The sequence below is a fragment of the Lysinibacillus sp. 38-6 genome (assembly GCF_046245175.1).
Taxonomy (GTDB): Bacteria; Bacillota; Bacilli; order Bacillales_A; family Planococcaceae; genus Lysinibacillus.
Genome location: NZ_CP176417.1, coordinates 3,026,773 through 3,044,273, shown reverse-complemented (window position 1 = coordinate 3,044,273; position 17,501 = coordinate 3,026,773). Strand labels below are relative to the sequence as shown.

Below are 17,501 nucleotides of genomic sequence, written 5' to 3'. Positions count from 1 at the left end.
CGTCAGTAGCAAATAGAGAGGTGTCTTAATGAAAAAATTACTTTTTACAAGTGTACTAATGGTTAGTATGCTTGCCGCATGTTCTGAAAAAGATACGAATACAGTTGAACAAGAACATCCACAACAAGAACAGCAAGGTACTGAAAACCAAGAGGGTGCTTCTGGAACAAAACAGGAAGACACAGTTTCTTCAGTAACACAGGCAGAAGCATTGAAAACGATAAAAGAGCAGCTAGGAACAGACTTAGCGATCGATTTACCAAATAATCTTCCATTAACAAAAGGGGCTTTTTTAACAGCAACGACTACAGCAACAGATAAACAGGCTGAAATACTATTTTTAGAAAGTAAAGACTATATACCTGTCAATGATGTAAAGCTAAAAGATGCTTCAGCAGCCACTCCGATTGCCAAGCTTACTGTAAAGTTATATGACAGTATAGATGAGGCAAGCAAACAAATTGCTTATGAAGACTATAGTAAAAACGGCGGGCAACAAGTAGCACTTGGACACAATCTTACTGGTTATCAGGATGCTGGAGCTGGTTCGTTATGGACTGGGTGGAATGAAGGCAGATGGGCATTAGCTACGCGTACCCGAACTGAGAATTCAGCCGCTGGGGTAGACTTAGCAAAACAAGCAGTGGAATATTTAGAATCTCATACGCTGCCGATTCCACATGAAAACGGTCTAGTGCATTTAGACGTTGAACAATCAGGAAACTTGATCGTCTGGCAGGACGGCAAGCTTGTTTATACACTTGATTCGATAAAAGACCCGATGCAAGCATTAGCCATTGCTGCTACTTTTAATCAATAAGGAAAATAGAAATTCCCTGAGAGGCAATTCACTCAGGGAATTTTTTATGTTTAGAAGTGTGTAATCAGCCAACCACTTTGCCCTGCATTCTATTGGAAATAAGCTAGCCTTTTTACTTATTAAAAATTGCTCTAAATAATCGACTCACACCTTCTTGGATGTCCTCTTTTTTTAAATGCCCAAATCCTAAAATAATACGATTGTTATGATTGCCTTTCATAATGGCATGTTCTTCTACTGGATATACTTTCACACCAAACTGTTCAATTTGCTCTAGCATCGCATTGGAGAAGTCGATATTTTGTAGTTCTACTATAAGGTGCAGACCTGTGGAATAGCCTAAAATCTTTATTTTATTTGAAAAGGTTGTTTGTAAACAATCGATTAGGAAATCTCTATGGTTCCTATAATATTTCTTCATTTTTGCTATATGTCGTTCTAAGTAGCCCTCTTTAATAAAACGAGCAAGAATTAACTGATCTATCGAAGGTGTATGTAAATCTGAAAACCATTTCAGCTGACGGCATTTATCAACAAGTTCTATTGGGAGAACTAAATAGCCAATTCGTAATGCGGGCGAGAGGATTTTACTGAAAGATCCTACGTAAAGAACACGATGGGGGTCTAATCCTTGTAGTGAACTGACGGGAGGACCTTCATACCTAAATTCACTATCATAATCATCCTCGACCAAATAACATTCTTTGTACCTTGCATAATTGATTAAGTGAATTCTACGTTGGATTGGTAAAGTACCCCCTAATGGAAACTGATGAGAAGGGGTAATAAAGACGAATTTTGGCTGTTGATCTTGAGGTAATAAGGATGTTTGCATACCAGATTGATCAACAGGTATTGAATGAATTGTAGCCCCCGAAGATTTAAATATCGTTTGAATATCATTTGTAATAGGGTCTTCCATAATAGCTGTGTCATTTGCAGATAAAAGTAATCTAGCGACAATTGTTAATGCTTGTGTAGCACCGGATGTTATGACAATTTGGTTAGGATGACAGTCTACCCCCCTTGTTCGTAATAAATAATTGGCTAATACCTCCCTTAATTCGTATCGGCCTTCGGGTAGGTCGTAACCAAAATGGGTAGAATTCGTATCATGCCATATATGATGAGATAACTTCGCCCATGTTTTACGTGGAAATAAATCTAACGCGGGTATGCCTGAACGAAAATCAATTTTTTTCGGTTCTTCAATTTTTTCTTCCGTTCTTTTTTTAGAAGGTACTTTGCTAGATTGTGTTAATAATGCACCATCGACAACAAATGTACCAGAACCTTTATAAGAGACTAAAAATCCTTCCGCCACCAGTTGCTCATATGCTTCTAATATCACATTTCTAGAAACATTTAATTCAGAACAGAGTTTACGTGTGGATGCCAATCTTTCTCCACCTTGTAACGTTCCGTTTAAAATTTTTTCACGAATCTGTTGATAAACCTGTTTATTTAAAGGTATATCCAATGCTCTATTTATTGGTATCCACAGCATGTTTATCTTTCTCCTTCTTAAAATTGGTACTGTTAAAAAGTATAATAAGTGGTTCTATTTTTACCAATATTACCATGATACAGTAATTTTAAATAATGAACAGGAGATGAAAAAATGAAAAAGCCAGAACAATTAGTTATTCAAGCATTGAAATCGGCTGCTAGAAATCATCAAATGAAAGATGCATTTTTACTATCGAATGAACTTTATCCACTATTATTGAAGGCTGCAAGACGGTATGTAGCAGGGGAAGAAAGAACGGAAGCCATCGCCATTGCCAAAAATATGTCTTCTAAAGACTATCGGTTTTCACTGGAGTTTATAGGAGAAAATACTGTCCTTCTTGAGGAATGCCAAAAGGCTACAAAAGAATTCATGGCGTTAATTGAAGAATTGGGCAAAATATCTATGAAGCAAACCGTATCATTCGATTTATCACATATTGGCTTGTCTATAAACAAGGAGGTTGCCTATAACCATTTACTTCAGCTTGTTCAGCAGGCAAATAAGTATGACATTCTACTAATGGTTAGTATGGAAGAATCATCAAAGACAGACGATATTCTCACTATTTATAAAATGATAGCAGCACAGTACGATAATATCGGCATCACATTACAAGCGCACTTATACCGCACTGAGTTGGATATACAGGAACTTGTTCAATACCCAGGAAAGATACGAATTGTGAAAGGCGCATTTCAAGAGCCAAGTACTATCGCTTTTGAGAGATCAGAGGAATTGAATAGTCGCTATCTTCAATATGTGGACCTCTTAATTAAATTGAAACATCCAATTTCAATAGCTACGCATGATGAATCCATTATACAAGTGATGGAACAACGACAGTATTTCCATCAAGCAAATGTAGAAATAGAAATGCTTTATGGTATTCGACCAGATTTACTTCAAAGTTTAAAAGAGAAAGGATATAACTGTAAAGTATATTTGCCATACGGTCAAGATTGGTATTTATATTTGTGTCATCGTCTTGCGGAAAATCCAGAGAATGTATATTTAGCATTAGCGGACATATTGAGTACAGTATTAGAAGATAGTAGTGAAGGTTATTGAGGAATCGAATTATTCCTATATGCTAACTAGTTGGATGTGCTTTAATTTTAGTCGCACGTTATTATCTTTCAAGACAGCCAGCATTTTAAAGAAATGTTTCGATATGCAATGTAGTTAGCTAATATTAAATAAAAAGAGGAGGGATGGAAATGGACTATCAACATGCTTTAACGCGTTACATCGCAGCAACAAATACGCATGACTTTAACAACGTCAAAGCATTATTACATCCACAGGCGGTTTATTGGTTTACGGATCAAACATGCACAACGTTAGAAGAGATAGAGGCTTATTTTAATCATGCATGGCATGTTATAAAAGATGAGCTGTATCGTGCGACAAATGTTCAATGGCTTACGGCTGATGCCAGCTCCGCTACATGTATTTATACATACCATTACGAAGGGTATCATAATGGCCTATTTGTATCAGGTAGCGGAAGAGCAACGAATGTTTTTACTGTAGTGAATAATGAGTGGAAGCTTATTCATGAGCATTTAAGTAGCTAAAGATTCTTTATAAAATTTTTATCATAACTTGAATAAGCAGCAATGACATGATGCCAATTAGCAGTCGTTTGGCGATTTTTAAAGGCACTTTTGGCAAGACGATGAGTCCGAGCTGTGAACCAATTATAGAGCCTACCGCCATCGCGATGGCATAGTGCCATTGGATAAAGCCTGTTTGATAGAATACAAGAAATGCACCTGTACAGCTTCCGAATATGAGCACTCTCGTTAGCTGTACCGCCTTTATGTACGAGGCATGATTGCGGATGTAATATAAAATGCTGAACGTGGAAGACCCTGGACCAAAGCCACCATCATAAGCAGCAATAAGAAATGGTTGTAATAGCCCTTTGATAGTAAGGCTCTGTTGGTCTTCGGTGTGAATCGTCCAGTCGGTCTTTTTCAACGTTATGAGCAATGCAAAAAGTAGAAGAATACAGGCAATACCGTTCATTACAGCTTCAGACATAGAAGCTGTTAACAGTGCGCCACATATACCACCTATAATGGCAATGGCAATATTTTTTAGCATGGCAGTTAGGTGGAGCTCCCGATGGTGAATAAGATAAAAAACACTAGATAGCGCAGCAATACCGGAGGAAAACTTATTCGTCGCGATACTTGTTTGAATAGGAATCCCGACAAGCATCATAGCTGGCAGTGTAATAAGCCCACCCCCTCCCGCTAGTGTACCGATAAAGGAAGCGACAACACCAATAATAACGAGCGTTAGTGGAATCTTCGTGAAAATCAAAGCTAAAAAAATAACAAGCGACAACAGCACAATGAAAGTTTTTTTCATAGGTAGCCCTTAGCCATTAACTTTTTAATCTAGCTTTGCCGCATAAATGCGAGAGCTTTCTCCCCATGGATGATAGCCGGTGCCGATATGTGAAAAGCCATAGCGCTCATACAGGCCAATATGATCCGTACAAAGATAAAGCTGTGTAAACCCATGACGCTTTGCATCTTTTTTCGCTTGCTCTAATAGCAATGCGCCGTATGCATGCCCACGATGGCTTTCCTCGATATACACCGCACAAACCCAAGGATACAAATCCATCCGACTAATAAAATCATTCGTTACTAAACCAGCACAGCCTATAATTTCATCATCATTCATTAGTAAATACCACTGCGGAAGCGGCGCCTGTGCAGCAATGCAATGGGCAATGCAATCTTCATAAACCATCAGACTGTCCTCACTTGCCCACTTACTTTGAATATAACGGGTTGCCAAGTCAGCATAGCTTGGCTCCTCGCGTACAGAAATAATTTTCATACTTACACCCCTTTGAAAAATAAATATATATAGTTATTATTGTAATAAATGGAAATGTTATAAACAATAGTGGAATTAGGGGAGGCTTTTACTTTGCAGCAACAAATCTATCAATGGGGGCAGACCCAACAGACAACTTTAGTTTTTTTTCATGGTCTCGGTAGTACTGGCTTAGCATTTGGTGAATTAGCACATTATTTATCAGCATATCATATCGTATCATTTGATTTGCCAGGGCATGGCTATGCACCACCATTAACGGAAGCAACAGCATATCTTCCGTCTAATGTCATTGTAATGCTAGAAAAAATACTTACGAAGCAGTTAGGTAACAAAGAATTTTACCTTATTGGGCATTCTTTAGGTGCTGATTTGGCAATACATTATGCAGCTGCATTTCCAGCGCACATAAAAGGACTCGTTTTATTGGATGGGGGTTATTTAAGTTCACAAGATTTAGGTATGACAATAGAAACAGAGCTACAAAATATTGCTGATTTCTGCAATGATGTGAGATTCCCATCTTGGGATGCATTTTTGCAATCGGAAAAAGAGGAGCTTTCCCGCTGGTCACCACAACTCGAAGCAGCATCACGAGCACAAGTTAGAGAATTGGATGACGAAATTAGACTTGCCATTTCACCGTTTACAGGACAATCATTGATTAAAGGTCTTGATGCTGAACCCGTTAGTAGCATGCTTAGCGGTTTAAATTGTCCTATTCTATTGCTAAGCGCCACAACACCTGCTGACCTGACACATGTGCGAAATAAAAGTATTGAAGTCTTCCAAACAAAAGTAAAAAATGTTCATGTTGATCCTATTCCAAACGCGGGACATGATATTTTTCGCGATGCACCGGAGCAAGTAGCAGAAAAAATAAGAGCATGGCTTGGAAATAACAATGGAGAAGAGGCTGTCGAAGATGCACATCAGAACCGCTGCCATACACGATATCAAAGCTAAAAGTTTACAAACAGCAAGGGTTTATCGGAAAAAGTACAGGTTTTAGTAAACAATTATAATAGGAGTTTAATTTATATGAAGCAGCTACTTACAGAAAACGATTTACTAACTTTACTTGAGTCGGATACATGGATGATGGACATTTTACGCTGTGTCGAGCAACTACAATTACCTGACTGCTGGGTATGTGCCGGCTTTATTCGTTCAAAGGTGTGGGATTATTTGCATGATTTTAACGACAGAACGCCATTAGGAGATATTGATGTTATTTACTTCGATAAGCACCGTATTTCGGAACAACAAGAGAAGCACTATGAGCAGCGTTTACTAGAACTTTTACCAAATGAACCGTGGTCTGTGAAAAATCAAGCTAGAATGCATGTTGTAAACGATAGTGAGCCGTATCAATCTTCCATTGATGGCATGGCGCATTTTCCAGAAATACCGACAGCGATTGGTGTAAGACTGATACAAGGTGTACTGGAAATTGCCGCGCCTTATGGCATTTTGCCATTGCTGACGGGCAACGTTGCACCTACACCTTATTTTGATGTACATACACCATTGCATGAGGTTTATCTTAAAAGATTGGCTACTAAACAGTGGCACAATAATTGGCCGAAACTAGTATTCGTCAATTCGCTATAGCTAAAGGAGCTGACAGATTTGCATCCAGAAAAAAAGCAAATACTTATGCATTATGAAAAATCTATACAGTGGTTAGAGCGACTTTTATCTGTGACGGACAAGCAGTGGCGCTTGCCCATTCAGCAAGGGAAGTGGACAGTGGCGGAGGTAATTGGGCATTTCATTCCTTGGGATGACTTTGTTATAAACGAGCGTATGCCATTGCTATTTACAGAAGACCCATTACCTAAGGGACCGAATGTACAACAGATGAATGCAGCAGCAGCAAGTAGCAGTCGGCAGCAAAGTAAGGAGCAAATATTGCAGGCATTACTAACTCGCCGACGTTTATTATTGCGCACTCTGGATGATTTAGCAGATGACCGATGGCAACAGTCTTTCCGAATCGGAAGCTCTGAGTTGACGTTGTACAGTTATTTTTCCGGTTTAATAGCACATGATAAGCATCATTTTTTACAAGTGCAAAATGTTATAGGTGAGATGAAATGGATATGATTGATGTTTTGTGTATAAAAATTAATTGAGTAACCGTATTATCTTTGATAATGCAGTTTACTTTTGTATATAAATTCAATAATATGTATTTATAATCAAAAGGGGTGTGGTTTAGATGGGAGTTATTTTAGCAGATAGTAATCATGCACCAGTCGTGCATAATGTAATGCTTCAAGCTTTTCAAGAATATGCAACTGCAACACCACCATCCAGTGCGTTAAGTGAAACAGTTGAATCCATTGAACAGGCGTTGAATAATGACGAGCAAGCATTTATTCGTTATATAGAAGACCAGCCTGTGGCAATGGTACGATTTACGCTGAGTGAGGAGGGCATTTATTTTTTCCGATTGTCTGTAATACCTGAAATGCAAGGCCGAGGGTTGGCAAAGGCTTTAATTGTTGAACTTGAAAATTATGCGCGTGCACAGGGGAAAAGGTTTAGCGAATGTAAAGTCCGTATGAACGTGCCCCGTAATATTGAGTTATACCGTTCATTGGGGTATGTTATTACGAAAGAAACAATCGCAGAAAATCGTAATGGCTTCTCTCTTCCTATCGTCACAATGGAAAAGGAGCTATAGGGGGACTTGGATTTGAAGAAAACGATAGGCTGTTTGCACGCACACCATTCCAATATTGACTACATAGAACAGGCATTTAATAGCTTTTTGGAAATAGAGCTTGTCCACTTTGTCGATCCAGGACTAATTCAACATGTGGCAACGGCTAATGTGGATTTGTCATTTAAAGTGAAGGATCAACTGGAGTGGATCGCTAGTTGTGGTGTTGATGCAATATTAATTACCTGTACAAATTATATTGCGTTGTTAAAAGAAGATGAGCTGTCATTTTCCATACCCATTATTAAAATAGATGAACCTTTTTTTCAATCGCTTTGTGAAGTTTCGCAACCACAAATAATTCTTTTTACAAACCCCGCTACAGTCGATGGAACGATGGAGAGACTCTACCATTATGCTAAGCTACATCATAAAACGATCAATGTGCAGGCAACGGTTATAGACAATACATTTGAGCTTATTATGCAAGGGAACAAGCGAGCATATAACAATGCAATATTGCAATATTTCCGGGAAATAATGGGGGATGGCAGGTCAATTGCTGTTGCCCAGCTGTCGATGGTCGAGGCGGCGCAACAATTTGCAAAGGAATTGGATATAGAGATTACACATCCATTGCAATCGTTAGTTGAATTTGTTGTGGGATAGGGTTATCGCCAGTAAAAGTTGAGCAATCGCCACTAAAAGTAACTTAATCGCCACAAAAACCGGCTAAATCGCCACTAAATGAACTGAAATCGCCATTAAAACCAGAGCAACATAAACTTCTAAATTGGTAGTATAATGAAATTACAAATAGAAATGGGGGAGCGCTAAATGAACGATTTACGATATCCGATTGGGCAATTTCAATTTCCAGAAGTAGTGACTGCACAGCAAGTACAGAAATGGATCGATGATGTCCGTCTATTGCCAAGGCAATTAGCGGAGGCATTAAATGGGGCAAGTGAACAAGCATTAGCGAAATCCTACCGAGAGAATGGCTGGACTGTCACACAGCTCGTCCATCATCTGGCAGATAGTCATATGAACAGTTTTATTCGCTTTAAGCTTGCTTTAACCGAAGATACACCGACGATTAAGCCATACAATGAAGTGGATTGGGCAATGCTTCCGGATGCAGATATGCCGGTTGCCACTTCTTATAAGCTACTTGAAAGTTTACATGAACGTTGGGTTTATTTGCTGACAAGCTTAACGGATGAGCAATTGCAAAGGGCATTTCAACATCCAGATAACGGGTTAATGACGCTTGAAAAAGCACTAGCTATGTATGCTTGGCATGGCAAGCATCACCTTGCTCATATTCACCATGCGCTAGCAAAATAAAAACAGGCGACTTTTCCTCACGTTTGAGGGAAGTCGCCTTTTTGTGTTCAATGCATGTTTTTAAATTTATTCGATTGTAATACCAGCACTTGCTGTACCCGTAAGAACTTGAGCAACAGTTACACCAGTTGTGCTAATAGAGTACACCATTAATAGTTTATCACCAGCAGAAACCGGGATTGGTGCAAAACTGCCTGAACCGAATGCTGTAGCACCTAAAGCGATTACACCAGAAAATGCTGGAGCTAAGTTAACCGTAGCAGTCGTCGCTGTGTAAGTCGTGCTGCCAGCTGGCGCACGATATACAGTAGCAGTTACTGTTGTGGAGCCTAAAAGCGTAACAGCTAACGTAGCAGAGAATGAAGCGGATAGACCTGTAATATTACCTGCACGAGGTACTGTAAATGCTTCAGTAACTAAGCCTGATAAATCAAGTGTTTCTCCAACAAGTGTAACACCAGGAGTTGCAGTACCGAATCCAATAAGGGACGGTGTCGCGATTAGTCCAGTCACTAGAGAAGTTAACGCAACAGGTGTTACCCCAGAAGAGAATGGAATAATGGAGCCACCAGTAGCAGCAGCAGGTGGAGTGACACTGATACATGCTGCATCAACCGCTATAAATGGGCCGAAATTTGGGCAGTCCATATTACCAGATCTAGATGCGCAACCACATCCACTGTTAGACATAGGATCATTTAAGAACATGTTTACACCTCCTTTCTTCATTATTCTATTCATAGAAGAAAAGAGTTGAAGGGCTATTATCTTTATACATTAAGCTATTTTTGAAAGGATCATAAAAGAGAACAAAAGCTTGTAAAGACGTCAATATAGTCTATCGTCTACTTGAAAAAGTCTTATACCAGTTTAAAGCCATATGCAAGCAGATCATCTAACATTGTTGGACGTAAAAAAAGTCCAATATGTATTTTTAACACTTATTGGACAGGTTTTATTTAGGAATAGACTTAGCAACTAGCATATGGTTAAATTGATTTTCTCCTAAGGGTGTCAAACTAGGTCCGTCTGCGAAATAAATTGAAGAACAAAGAATTTTTTTCTTTTTTTGGTTCCTCTTCTAGTTCTTCTTTTATCGTTATATCTTCCGTTTGCTTGCTGAACTCCTCAAGAGTTGCTATTTGGGTAATACTTTCTTCTAGTACGAGTTCAATGTCTTCCCTTGCTTCTGTGATAGGAGATGGTTCTGGCAGAGTATCCTCCGTTATATGAACTGTAGATGAAGATTCAGTATTGTCCAAGTCAGTGACGAGAGAAGAAGAGGATTCAATTTTTTCCAATTCCCCCGCTATAGGAGAAGGTGGTTGTGATAGCGTCACATCATTGGCGGTTGGTGCTGTTAAACTATTCGTTTCCAATACGCTAACAGGGATTCCTTGTGTGTCCGCAGCATTTTTAAAATGAAAAGTTGGTTCTGCTGTGTTATTTCTATATAAACCGTTATAAATTTGACTTGGATGCGTATTGATGGATTGAAAATAATGTTGATTAAAATGGCGTTCTTCTTGTTTTTGTACAGGTTTATCGTTAGGAGTAAAAGGTGTTCCATTGTTCATATTAGTGGCTTTACCAGCCAAATTTTGTAGGAATTTATATGTTGGTTCAGTAGTAGGTAATGGTGACTGTCCAGCATTTTGCACTATTTCCTGTAAAAATTTCTTTGAAGGAGGGGTTATATTTTTTATTGAACTTTCATCAGCGGTCGTTGGCATATTGTCTGCTTGTTCATTACTTTCAAAGGTAGTTAATTTATTTAATATAGCTAAAATTTCATGATTCATTTCCTCAATGGCTTGATTGAGCGTTTCAATTTGAATCGAAAGTTGCTTTACTTGGCCCTCATATTCTTTAATTTGCATACTTTGTTTACCATCTAGCGTTTCAGTTAGACCTTCTAAATGGGCAATTTGTCTTTTAAGTTCCTCAAATTCATTTTTTATAAATAAGTAATCTTCGATGGAAGTACCCATTTTTAATGTAGTAAGTGTTTCTCTATAGGTATCGATTTTTTCTTTTAATTTTTCAATGTCTTGAGTGGAGTATAACTTTGAATCATCCATTGCATTTCACCCCTTTCATTCCATTAATATTTTATTAACAAACTTCTCTTTCTGTTACAAAACAATCGAATATACGTAGGGGGCAAAAAGTGTTCCTATAGTTAGATGACATGTTTGTCTGTTGAATATTTATCATGACAAATTATTTGTTAGCCCATGCACTTAACGCTAAAAAAACATATGCTACAAACGAAAGATAAAAAACTTATGGAGGTGTCAAAAGGATGCAAGATAATATGCCATCCCAGGCGCGCGAATTGATTTGTATAAATGTCGATAAGGTATATGACTGGATTGTAAAAGAAATGTCATTCGATATTTCCCCAACAGGTGCCATTACTTTCCCGGGTTTAACGCCGACGACAGTTTTAACAGGTGCAACTGTTACATGTAGAGTAACGCCAGCTGCAACAAACCCAATTGTGATTCTAAGTCGTGAGAATCGCCAATTCTCAATTGATGGATCAACAGTTTGTCTGCAACACTTAAATATTCAAAAGAATTTTATTCTGACGATTATTGTTACTTTACCTAATGGAACAATGTTCACAAGCAGTGAGATCCCAGTTTCTCGTTGTGAGCAAGTTACATTATGTGCACCTAAAGGAACTGATGTAGAAATCCTTTATACAGATTTAGATTGCTTCGTGTGCACAACAGGTACGCTTACTGCTGGTACTGGAACAATTACGTTTTCTGCGTTAACAATTACAGTAGCGGTATGTCAAAGTATTCAGTCTACATTCCCAGTGACTGTGGAATTCTTAGCAAATTACTGCGAACCAAGAGCGGATTTACCATTCTCATGTCCATCAACAGTTCGTCCGAAGCAATGTTCCGTTATTTTCCCAACGGTTTAATAATGGTCTAACCTATATACAACAGTCATAACATTAAGAGAGGATTATCCTCTCTTTTTTTTGTTTACTTCATTATATAGGCAGGAGGGCACTAATTATGAGTAATCATCAAGATGCGGTCGAACAAAGAATAAAGGACCTTAAAGAGCAAACAACGTTTTATGTGCGTGAAATAAAAAAGCTTGTGGATGAATTGAATGTTCAAAAAAATGTCAGTATCGTTAGTTATTTTACGACATCATTTAATATTTCTTACGATTCAGAACAGGAGAGCTTATGCTTGGGCTCTTATCATATCCGCAATATCGGCAATCAACCGGTAACAAATCCTTATTTGTGTATTAAACTACCTGAAGATTCCCCATTTTCCTTCTCAGGAAGATATGTGTATGAGCATTTTAGTCAAAATTTAAAAACAGCAGGTAGCTGGGAGCGAATCCATGATACGTCGAACAATACGGAATTTTGGCTTAAACCGATAGGCAAAACAACCATTGAGCCAAATGAGACGATTTCATTTACGAATTTTCAAATTAAATGGTCCCATAATTTATCATATGCTGGTACGATAACGGGTTTTACATATTGCGATGAGCTACAGGAAGGTGTCTTGGTGCTTAATCCTATTAATCTCAACGGCATTAGCGTTGTACAGGAGGGTCAAGATGAGTGAAATAGAACAACAAAAATTAGAGTTAGATTTAGAGCAGATCGTGCGTCAATGTATGAAAAATCAGCTTATGAATGGCTCAGATATACGAAAGGGGGAAGATAATAGTTTTGCTTTTCTCGAAAAAAATACGTTGCAGCTATTGCTTGGTTCCTTGTTATCAGGGGATAAAAAGGTAGCAGAACAGAAAGTAGATGTGCAGACTCGAACGAATGTTGTAAAAGAACTTGATAATTTGTTAGAGGAAAATAAAGTGCAATTCGAGGATATAATAGATTATTTGAAAAGCTTATCGTGATAGGGGGGTACTACCGTGGATAATCAAAGCATTAAAAATACTGATCCTATACAGCTTCAGCAAATGATTATATTTTTAAGAGCGGAATTAGCTAAATATAAAAATGAAATTAATAGACTAAGAGATAGCGATTATTATTCACTCGTACTTAGACTAGAGCGGGAAAATGTCCAATTGTCGAAGCGCAATAAAGAACTTTCTATGGATCGGTTGAAGTGGAAAAGGACCGTTGAAAGGAATGCAAAAGCTTATGCTGAGGAATTACAGCGCAAAGAAAATCAGCGGAAAAAGCATATATCCTCAATAGATGCATTGCTAAAGAAAATAGAGCATTTACGTGTCGATAATAAACGATTACTACAAACAAATCAGGCTACTTATGATGAGTTGGTAACGCTGAAAAGAGATTTGGTGACCCATGACAAGCGTATTTTAGAAAATCTAGAAAATCAGCTAAATACGTATACAAAAGAAACGAATGAAAAAATGACTGCGATACTTGAAGTCATTCAACATCATGCTGATAACAATGTACACGACTACTTAGTGAAAGAATTAGCAGAAAGAAACAATGAAATAACTAGACTATCCGTTGAATTAGCAACAATCAAGCGTGAAAACACGGCTTTATCGAGTGATGAAAATAGTGTCAATGCGATGGCACTTGTAGATGCTAAGATTCAAAAAATACTTGCTCAATCCATTGATTTTGAGGAGCAACTAGATATCAAAATACGTATACTTGACGACTTAGAGCAACAATTAACACAACTTGCACTAGAAATTAGTGGGGATAAATCGATATAAGCCCAGATGTTATGAGGGAAAGTGCTAGTTTGACTACCGTCAATCTAGCACTTTTTGCGATGCCGTAATTTTCAACAACAAGTAGGATTAACCGCATTTTTCATTCTTTTTTATTTTGTTTCGCGGTGTAATGTCACGCGCTTTAAACGTGGCGAATATTTTTTTAACTCTAATCTTTCGGGATTATTTCGTTTGTTTTTTGTTGTAATGTAGTTTTTATCACCTGTCTCGGTACAGGCTAATGTAATTTGAATACGCATTTTTATCGACTCCTTTTAAATCGTAATGATTACGCTTTGTATAATATTATCTTTACACTTAAATGTCAATGTTTTGCTAGACAAAATGTTTAGCATTGCATTTTCAAAAATTCTATGATTAAATTACAAATTGTAAATAGTAATCATTACGATTTGAGGAGGTTGTCATATGACGAATAAAATTCCGGTGACAGTATTAAGTGGTTATTTAGGTTCTGGTAAAACAACGATAATGAATCATGTTCTACAAAATGAGAAAAATATGCGTGTAGCCGTTATTGTCAATGATATGAGTGAAATTAATATCGATGCAGAGTTAATTGCCAATGGAAGTGGTATTTCTCGAACAGAGGAAAAATTCGTAGAACTCTCTAATGGCTGTATTTGTTGCACACTACGTGAAGATTTACTGCAAGAAGTAGAGCGTCTCGTCAAGCTAGGGAATATTGATTATATTTTAATTGAGTCGACAGGAATTAGTGAACCGATACCTGTGGCGCAAACGTTCAGTTATTTAGATGAGGAACTTGGCATTGATTTAACAAAGTTTTGTCAACTCGATACGATGGTAACTGTAGTGGATGCCAATCGCTTTTGGCATGATTTTCAGTCAGGGGAAAGTTTGCTAGAGCGTAAGGAGGCAATTGGTGATTTAGATGAACGTGATGTGGCAGATTTATTGATTGATCAGATAGAATTTTGTGATGTTTTAATACTGAACAAGTGTGATCTAGTGAAGGAAGATGAACTTGAACGATTAGAACGGATATTGCGTGCGTTACAGCCTGAGGCAGAGCTTATTCGCACAATAAATGGTGTCATCGAACCAAGTGCCATTTTAAATACAGGAAGATTTGATTTTGAGCGCGTATCGGAATCAGCAGGATGGCTAAAAGAATTAGAACTCGGGCATGAAAACCATACACCTGAGACAGAGGAGTATGGTATTGCTTCATTCACGTATAAGCGCAAACTACCTTTCCATCCGATGCGTTTTGTAGAGTGGTGTGATCATATGCCAACAACCATTGTGCGAGCAAAGGGCATTATTTGGAGTGCAAAACATCAGGAAGTGGCATTATTATTATCACAGGCAGGTTCGTCTGCGAAAATTGAACCGATTTCGTATTGGGTGGCAGCATTACCTACAGCGCAACAACAGGAGGTCTTTGTGCAAAGCCCAGAGGTATTGGACGATTGGGATGAAGAATTCGGTGATCGTATGACACAGCTAGTGATAATAGGTATAGACTTAGATAAAGAAGAAATTATTAAAGGGCTTGATGCATGTCTTTTGACAGCGAATGAGTTTGCGGAGCCTTGGGATCATTTAGAGGACCCTTTCCAGTGGGAGTGGAGGTAAAGAGGCTACGTTTCGCTTGTCAGAGGAGGAGGCTTAAGCCACGTCCTCCGAAAATTGAGCAAATCGTAACGGGAGTCGTCTAGCACATAGGATTTGCTCATGGAAGGAAACGTTAGACAAACGGAATCTACCACACTACTTTTGTGGTAGATCCTTTTTAAATACATGATTATAGTTGGTTGCATCACGTAATGCCTTTTCCTCTATTGGAATGCGCACAGAAAGCATTGTGATGTTTAACAGTGTAAAGCAAAATGCTGTGAGGTAGGCTTGAAACATAATAGGCAGTAGTAGAATTTCTAAACTAACGACGGCATAATTTGGATGGCGCATAAATGTATAGGGTCCTTTGCGCACAACTTGTGCATCGGGCAAAATTAATATTTTCGTATTCCAAAATGGACCTAATGATCGTATACACCAAATACGTAAAGCTTGCACTAGAAGGAACAAGATGAAAAATAACGGGAATAAGGGCGATGGACCGTTTTTGTTTGAAACGACTTCCACTATTAAAAATAGAAAAAAACTAACATGCATAGCTACCATATATGAATAATGGGAGGCGCCAACTTCATAAGCACCTTTAGCAAGCATCCATTTTTCATGACGTTTCGCTATTAAAACTTCTGTTAACCTTTGTACAATAACGAGAATTAAAATCGTGTAAAAAAGCATGTTACTCCCTCCATTTAAGTAATACAGCTTCTGCACAGAAACCGGGACCGAGGGCGACAAGTAAGCCATTATCATCTACTTGACCTTCGTTTAACATAAACTGCTCAAGTACATACAATACCGTAGGCGAGGACATATTACCGTGGGTGCGCAATATTTCCCGAGAAATGTCGGTTTTTTGTTCAGCAAGATATAAAGTATCCTCGTAGGCTTTTAACACTTTTTTTCCCCCAGGATGGGCAATAAAGTGATCGAGCTGTTCACTGTAAAGCTGTTGTTCAAGTAAAAATTGCTCAATAAAAGGACCGAGCCAAGTGGTAATAATGGATGGAATACTTTTTTGAAAAACGACATGAAGCCCGTTATTTTTTATATTCCAGCCCATAACATTTTCCGAATCAGGCATCCACTTAGAGCCTGTTGTCACAATGGAAGGCGTGACTTTTTTTGTTGGTATCGCTACATCGTCTCCACAAACAAGTATGCAGGCTGCTCCATCAGCAAATAGGGAAGCACCTATCAAATTACTTTTAGAAAAATCATTTTGCTGAAAGGTCAAGCTGCAAAGTTCAACACATACAACGAGTACCTTTGCTTGCGGATGCGCTTTGCAAAAATCATAAGCACGACTTACACCAGCAGCGCCACCTGCACAGCCTAACCCCCATAGCGGAATGCGCTTTAGCCTATCTGAAAATGGAAGTTGATTCATAACACGAGCATCAATACTTGGTGTAGAGATGCCTGTACTACTGACGAAAATAATTGCATCAATATCCTGTGGCGAAATAGGGGCTGCTAAAAATGCTTCGTTTTGTAAACAAGCTTGAATTACTTCAACGCTATATTGTGTTGCTATCTCTATATATAGATTGTTGCGCTCTTCAAAAGTATGCTCATGGCGATGCCACTCAGCAGGTACGCAAAAATGGCGAGTGTCGATACCGCCATTATCAAATACTTTTAAATACCGCTCTAACTTTGGGATCTTTTCATAAAAAAGCTCCTTCGTTAAAGCCTCAGCGTTTGCCTGCTGCAATGTATATGGTGGTTGATATGTGCTAATGGAAAGGATTTTTGACAATTCAACAACTCCTTTGAAAATAGTGGTCTTGTTCATTGTATGCTCAAAGGAACGGTAGACATGCTTCAATATAAGTTTGACATTTTAGAATAATTTATATATATTGGTAATAACTAAAGCGAGAGTAGGTGATGTGATTATGATGAATAGAGCCGTTTTTAACGAACTGCAATTCGGTTTGTTCAAT

At 38.2% G+C, this 17,501-nt stretch carries 22 protein-coding genes; 14 read left to right on the top strand and 8 right to left on the bottom strand.

All coding sequences use genetic code 11. The features are described 5' to 3' along the window. Positions 1 to 28 precede the first annotated feature (28 nt). Entirely contained in the window at positions 29 to 820 is a 792-nt protein-coding gene (locus tag ACKVEV_RS15560) for a hypothetical protein (RefSeq protein WP_409367255.1), read from the top strand. A 112-nt stretch (positions 821 to 932) separates the two neighbouring features. Here ACKVEV_RS15560 and ACKVEV_RS15555 read toward each other — a convergent pair whose 3' ends face one another. Continuing rightward, positions 933 to 2,327: a PLP-dependent aminotransferase family protein gene (locus ACKVEV_RS15555; protein ID WP_409367254.1), complete on the bottom strand. Its 1,395-nt coding sequence runs from the start codon at positions 2,325 to 2,327 to the stop codon at positions 933 to 935. 114 nt (positions 2,328 to 2,441) lie between these two features. On the opposite strand from ACKVEV_RS15555, the gene ACKVEV_RS15550 reads away from it, so the two are divergent. Further along, positions 2,442 to 3,401, top strand: a complete 960-nt coding sequence (locus tag ACKVEV_RS15550) for a proline dehydrogenase family protein (RefSeq protein WP_409367253.1) — start codon at positions 2,442 to 2,444, stop codon at positions 3,399 to 3,401. Between the two features lie 149 nt (positions 3,402 to 3,550). Next, the gene (locus ACKVEV_RS15545; RefSeq protein ID WP_409367252.1) at positions 3,551 to 3,910 is read left to right on the top strand and encodes a YybH family protein; all 360 of its coding nucleotides are present in this window, start codon (positions 3,551 to 3,553) and stop codon (positions 3,908 to 3,910) included. Positions 3,911 to 3,917: 7 nt separating this feature from the next. On the opposite strand, the gene ACKVEV_RS15540 is transcribed toward ACKVEV_RS15545, so the two are convergent. Further along, positions 3,918 to 4,712, bottom strand: a complete 795-nt coding sequence (locus tag ACKVEV_RS15540; RefSeq protein ID WP_409367251.1) for a sulfite exporter TauE/SafE family protein — start codon at positions 4,710 to 4,712, stop codon at positions 3,918 to 3,920. 24 nt (positions 4,713 to 4,736) lie between these two features. Then, a complete protein-coding gene (locus ACKVEV_RS15535; RefSeq protein WP_409367250.1) occupies positions 4,737 to 5,192 on the bottom strand; it encodes a GNAT family N-acetyltransferase in 456 nt (151 codons plus the stop codon). A 93-nt stretch (positions 5,193 to 5,285) separates the two neighbouring features. Between ACKVEV_RS15535 and ACKVEV_RS15530 the strand changes: the two genes are divergently transcribed. The 6 genes from ACKVEV_RS15530 (at position 5,286) to ACKVEV_RS15505 (ending at position 9,213) form a co-directional block, all read left to right on the top strand. Continuing rightward, a complete protein-coding gene (locus ACKVEV_RS15530; protein ID WP_409367249.1) occupies positions 5,286 to 6,158 on the top strand; it encodes an alpha/beta fold hydrolase in 873 nt (290 codons plus the stop codon). 75 nt (positions 6,159 to 6,233) lie between these two features. Next, on the top strand, positions 6,234 to 6,806 hold the full coding sequence (locus ACKVEV_RS15525; protein WP_409367248.1) for a nucleotidyltransferase family protein: 573 nt from the start codon (positions 6,234 to 6,236) through the stop codon (positions 6,804 to 6,806). Positions 6,807 to 6,824: 18 nt separating this feature from the next. Then, on the top strand, positions 6,825 to 7,301 hold the full coding sequence (locus ACKVEV_RS15520; protein WP_409367247.1) for a DinB family protein: 477 nt from the start codon (positions 6,825 to 6,827) through the stop codon (positions 7,299 to 7,301). A gap of 115 nt (positions 7,302 to 7,416) precedes the next feature. Continuing rightward, the gene (locus tag ACKVEV_RS15515) at positions 7,417 to 7,884 is read left to right on the top strand and encodes a GNAT family N-acetyltransferase (RefSeq protein WP_409367246.1); all 468 of its coding nucleotides are present in this window, start codon (positions 7,417 to 7,419) and stop codon (positions 7,882 to 7,884) included. Between the two features lie 6 nt (positions 7,885 to 7,890). Continuing rightward, positions 7,891 to 8,532 (top strand): hypothetical protein, encoded by a 642-nt coding sequence (locus ACKVEV_RS15510; protein ID WP_409367245.1) that lies wholly within the window; start codon positions 7,891 to 7,893, stop codon positions 8,530 to 8,532. A 168-nt stretch (positions 8,533 to 8,700) separates the two neighbouring features. After that, a complete protein-coding gene (locus ACKVEV_RS15505) occupies positions 8,701 to 9,213 on the top strand; it encodes a YfiT family bacillithiol transferase (RefSeq protein ID WP_409367244.1) in 513 nt (170 codons plus the stop codon). Positions 9,214 to 9,279: 66 nt separating this feature from the next. On the opposite strand, the gene ACKVEV_RS15500 is transcribed toward ACKVEV_RS15505, so the two are convergent. Beyond that, positions 9,280 to 9,921: an exosporium glycoprotein BclB-related protein gene (locus ACKVEV_RS15500; RefSeq protein ID WP_409367243.1), complete on the bottom strand. Its 642-nt coding sequence runs from the start codon at positions 9,919 to 9,921 to the stop codon at positions 9,280 to 9,282. A gap of 311 nt (positions 9,922 to 10,232) precedes the next feature. Then, positions 10,233 to 11,294: a hypothetical protein gene (locus ACKVEV_RS15495; protein WP_409367242.1), complete on the bottom strand. Its 1,062-nt coding sequence runs from the start codon at positions 11,292 to 11,294 to the stop codon at positions 10,233 to 10,235. A gap of 224 nt (positions 11,295 to 11,518) precedes the next feature. Between ACKVEV_RS15495 and ACKVEV_RS15490 the strand changes: the two genes are divergently transcribed. From ACKVEV_RS15490 to ACKVEV_RS15475, 4 genes are all read left to right on the top strand, one after another. Continuing rightward, positions 11,519 to 12,154: a hypothetical protein gene (locus ACKVEV_RS15490; RefSeq protein WP_409367241.1), complete on the top strand. Its 636-nt coding sequence runs from the start codon at positions 11,519 to 11,521 to the stop codon at positions 12,152 to 12,154. A gap of 97 nt (positions 12,155 to 12,251) precedes the next feature. Beyond that, positions 12,252 to 12,827, top strand: a complete 576-nt coding sequence (locus ACKVEV_RS15485; RefSeq protein WP_409367240.1) for a hypothetical protein — start codon at positions 12,252 to 12,254, stop codon at positions 12,825 to 12,827. Continuing rightward, entirely contained in the window at positions 12,820 to 13,122 is a 303-nt protein-coding gene (locus tag ACKVEV_RS15480; protein WP_409367239.1) for a hypothetical protein, read from the top strand. Before ACKVEV_RS15485 ends, ACKVEV_RS15480 begins: the two co-directional genes overlap by 8 nt. Positions 13,123 to 13,137: 15 nt before the next feature. Continuing rightward, positions 13,138 to 13,929, top strand: coding sequence for a hypothetical protein (locus ACKVEV_RS15475; protein WP_409367238.1), 792 nt, complete (start codon positions 13,138 to 13,140; stop codon positions 13,927 to 13,929). 110 nt (positions 13,930 to 14,039) lie between these two features. On the opposite strand, the gene rpmG is transcribed toward ACKVEV_RS15475, so the two are convergent. After that, complete coding sequence (rpmG, locus tag ACKVEV_RS15470; RefSeq protein ID WP_409367237.1) at positions 14,040 to 14,189, bottom strand: 50S ribosomal protein L33; 150 nt, start codon at positions 14,187 to 14,189, stop codon at positions 14,040 to 14,042. Between the two features lie 169 nt (positions 14,190 to 14,358). Between rpmG and ACKVEV_RS15465 the strand changes: the two genes are divergently transcribed. Next, positions 14,359 to 15,552 (top strand): GTP-binding protein, encoded by a 1,194-nt coding sequence (locus ACKVEV_RS15465; protein WP_409367236.1) that lies wholly within the window; start codon positions 14,359 to 14,361, stop codon positions 15,550 to 15,552. A gap of 135 nt (positions 15,553 to 15,687) precedes the next feature. On the opposite strand, the gene ACKVEV_RS15460 is transcribed toward ACKVEV_RS15465, so the two are convergent. Then, positions 15,688 to 16,230, bottom strand: coding sequence for an isoprenylcysteine carboxyl methyltransferase family protein (locus tag ACKVEV_RS15460; protein ID WP_409367235.1), 543 nt, complete (start codon positions 16,228 to 16,230; stop codon positions 15,688 to 15,690). Position 16,231: 1 nt separating this feature from the next. Next, entirely contained in the window at positions 16,232 to 17,314 is a 1,083-nt protein-coding gene (locus ACKVEV_RS15455; protein WP_409367234.1) for a type III polyketide synthase, read from the bottom strand. Between the last annotated feature and the right edge of the window lie 187 nt (positions 17,315 to 17,501).

Coding starts and splice junctions, on each gene's coding strand:
- ACKVEV_RS15560 (WP_409367255.1), top strand. CDS start 29: ATGAAAAAATTACTTTTTACAAGTGTACTAATGGTTAGTATGCTTGCC.
- ACKVEV_RS15555 (WP_409367254.1), bottom strand. CDS start 2,327: ATGCTGTGGATACCAATAAATAGAGCATTGGATATACCTTTAAATAAA.
- ACKVEV_RS15550 (WP_409367253.1), top strand. CDS start 2,442: ATGAAAAAGCCAGAACAATTAGTTATTCAAGCATTGAAATCGGCTGCT.
- ACKVEV_RS15545 (WP_409367252.1), top strand. CDS start 3,551: ATGGACTATCAACATGCTTTAACGCGTTACATCGCAGCAACAAATACG.
- ACKVEV_RS15540 (WP_409367251.1), bottom strand. CDS start 4,712: ATGAAAAAAACTTTCATTGTGCTGTTGTCGCTTGTTATTTTTTTAGCT.
- ACKVEV_RS15535 (WP_409367250.1), bottom strand. CDS start 5,192: ATGAAAATTATTTCTGTACGCGAGGAGCCAAGCTATGCTGACTTGGCA.
- ACKVEV_RS15525 (WP_409367248.1), top strand. CDS start 6,234: ATGAAGCAGCTACTTACAGAAAACGATTTACTAACTTTACTTGAGTCG.
- ACKVEV_RS15515 (WP_409367246.1), top strand. CDS start 7,417: ATGGGAGTTATTTTAGCAGATAGTAATCATGCACCAGTCGTGCATAAT.
- ACKVEV_RS15505 (WP_409367244.1), top strand. CDS start 8,701: ATGAACGATTTACGATATCCGATTGGGCAATTTCAATTTCCAGAAGTA.
- ACKVEV_RS15500 (WP_409367243.1), bottom strand. CDS start 9,921: ATGTTCTTAAATGATCCTATGTCTAACAGTGGATGTGGTTGCGCATCT.
- ACKVEV_RS15495 (WP_409367242.1), bottom strand. CDS start 11,294: ATGGATGATTCAAAGTTATACTCCACTCAAGACATTGAAAAATTAAAA.
- ACKVEV_RS15490 (WP_409367241.1), top strand. CDS start 11,519: ATGCAAGATAATATGCCATCCCAGGCGCGCGAATTGATTTGTATAAAT.
- ACKVEV_RS15485 (WP_409367240.1), top strand. CDS start 12,252: ATGAGTAATCATCAAGATGCGGTCGAACAAAGAATAAAGGACCTTAAA.
- ACKVEV_RS15480 (WP_409367239.1), top strand. CDS start 12,820: ATGAGTGAAATAGAACAACAAAAATTAGAGTTAGATTTAGAGCAGATC.
- rpmG (WP_409367237.1), bottom strand. CDS start 14,189: ATGCGTATTCAAATTACATTAGCCTGTACCGAGACAGGTGATAAAAAC.
- ACKVEV_RS15465 (WP_409367236.1), top strand. CDS start 14,359: ATGACGAATAAAATTCCGGTGACAGTATTAAGTGGTTATTTAGGTTCT.
- ACKVEV_RS15460 (WP_409367235.1), bottom strand. CDS start 16,230: ATGCTTTTTTACACGATTTTAATTCTCGTTATTGTACAAAGGTTAACA.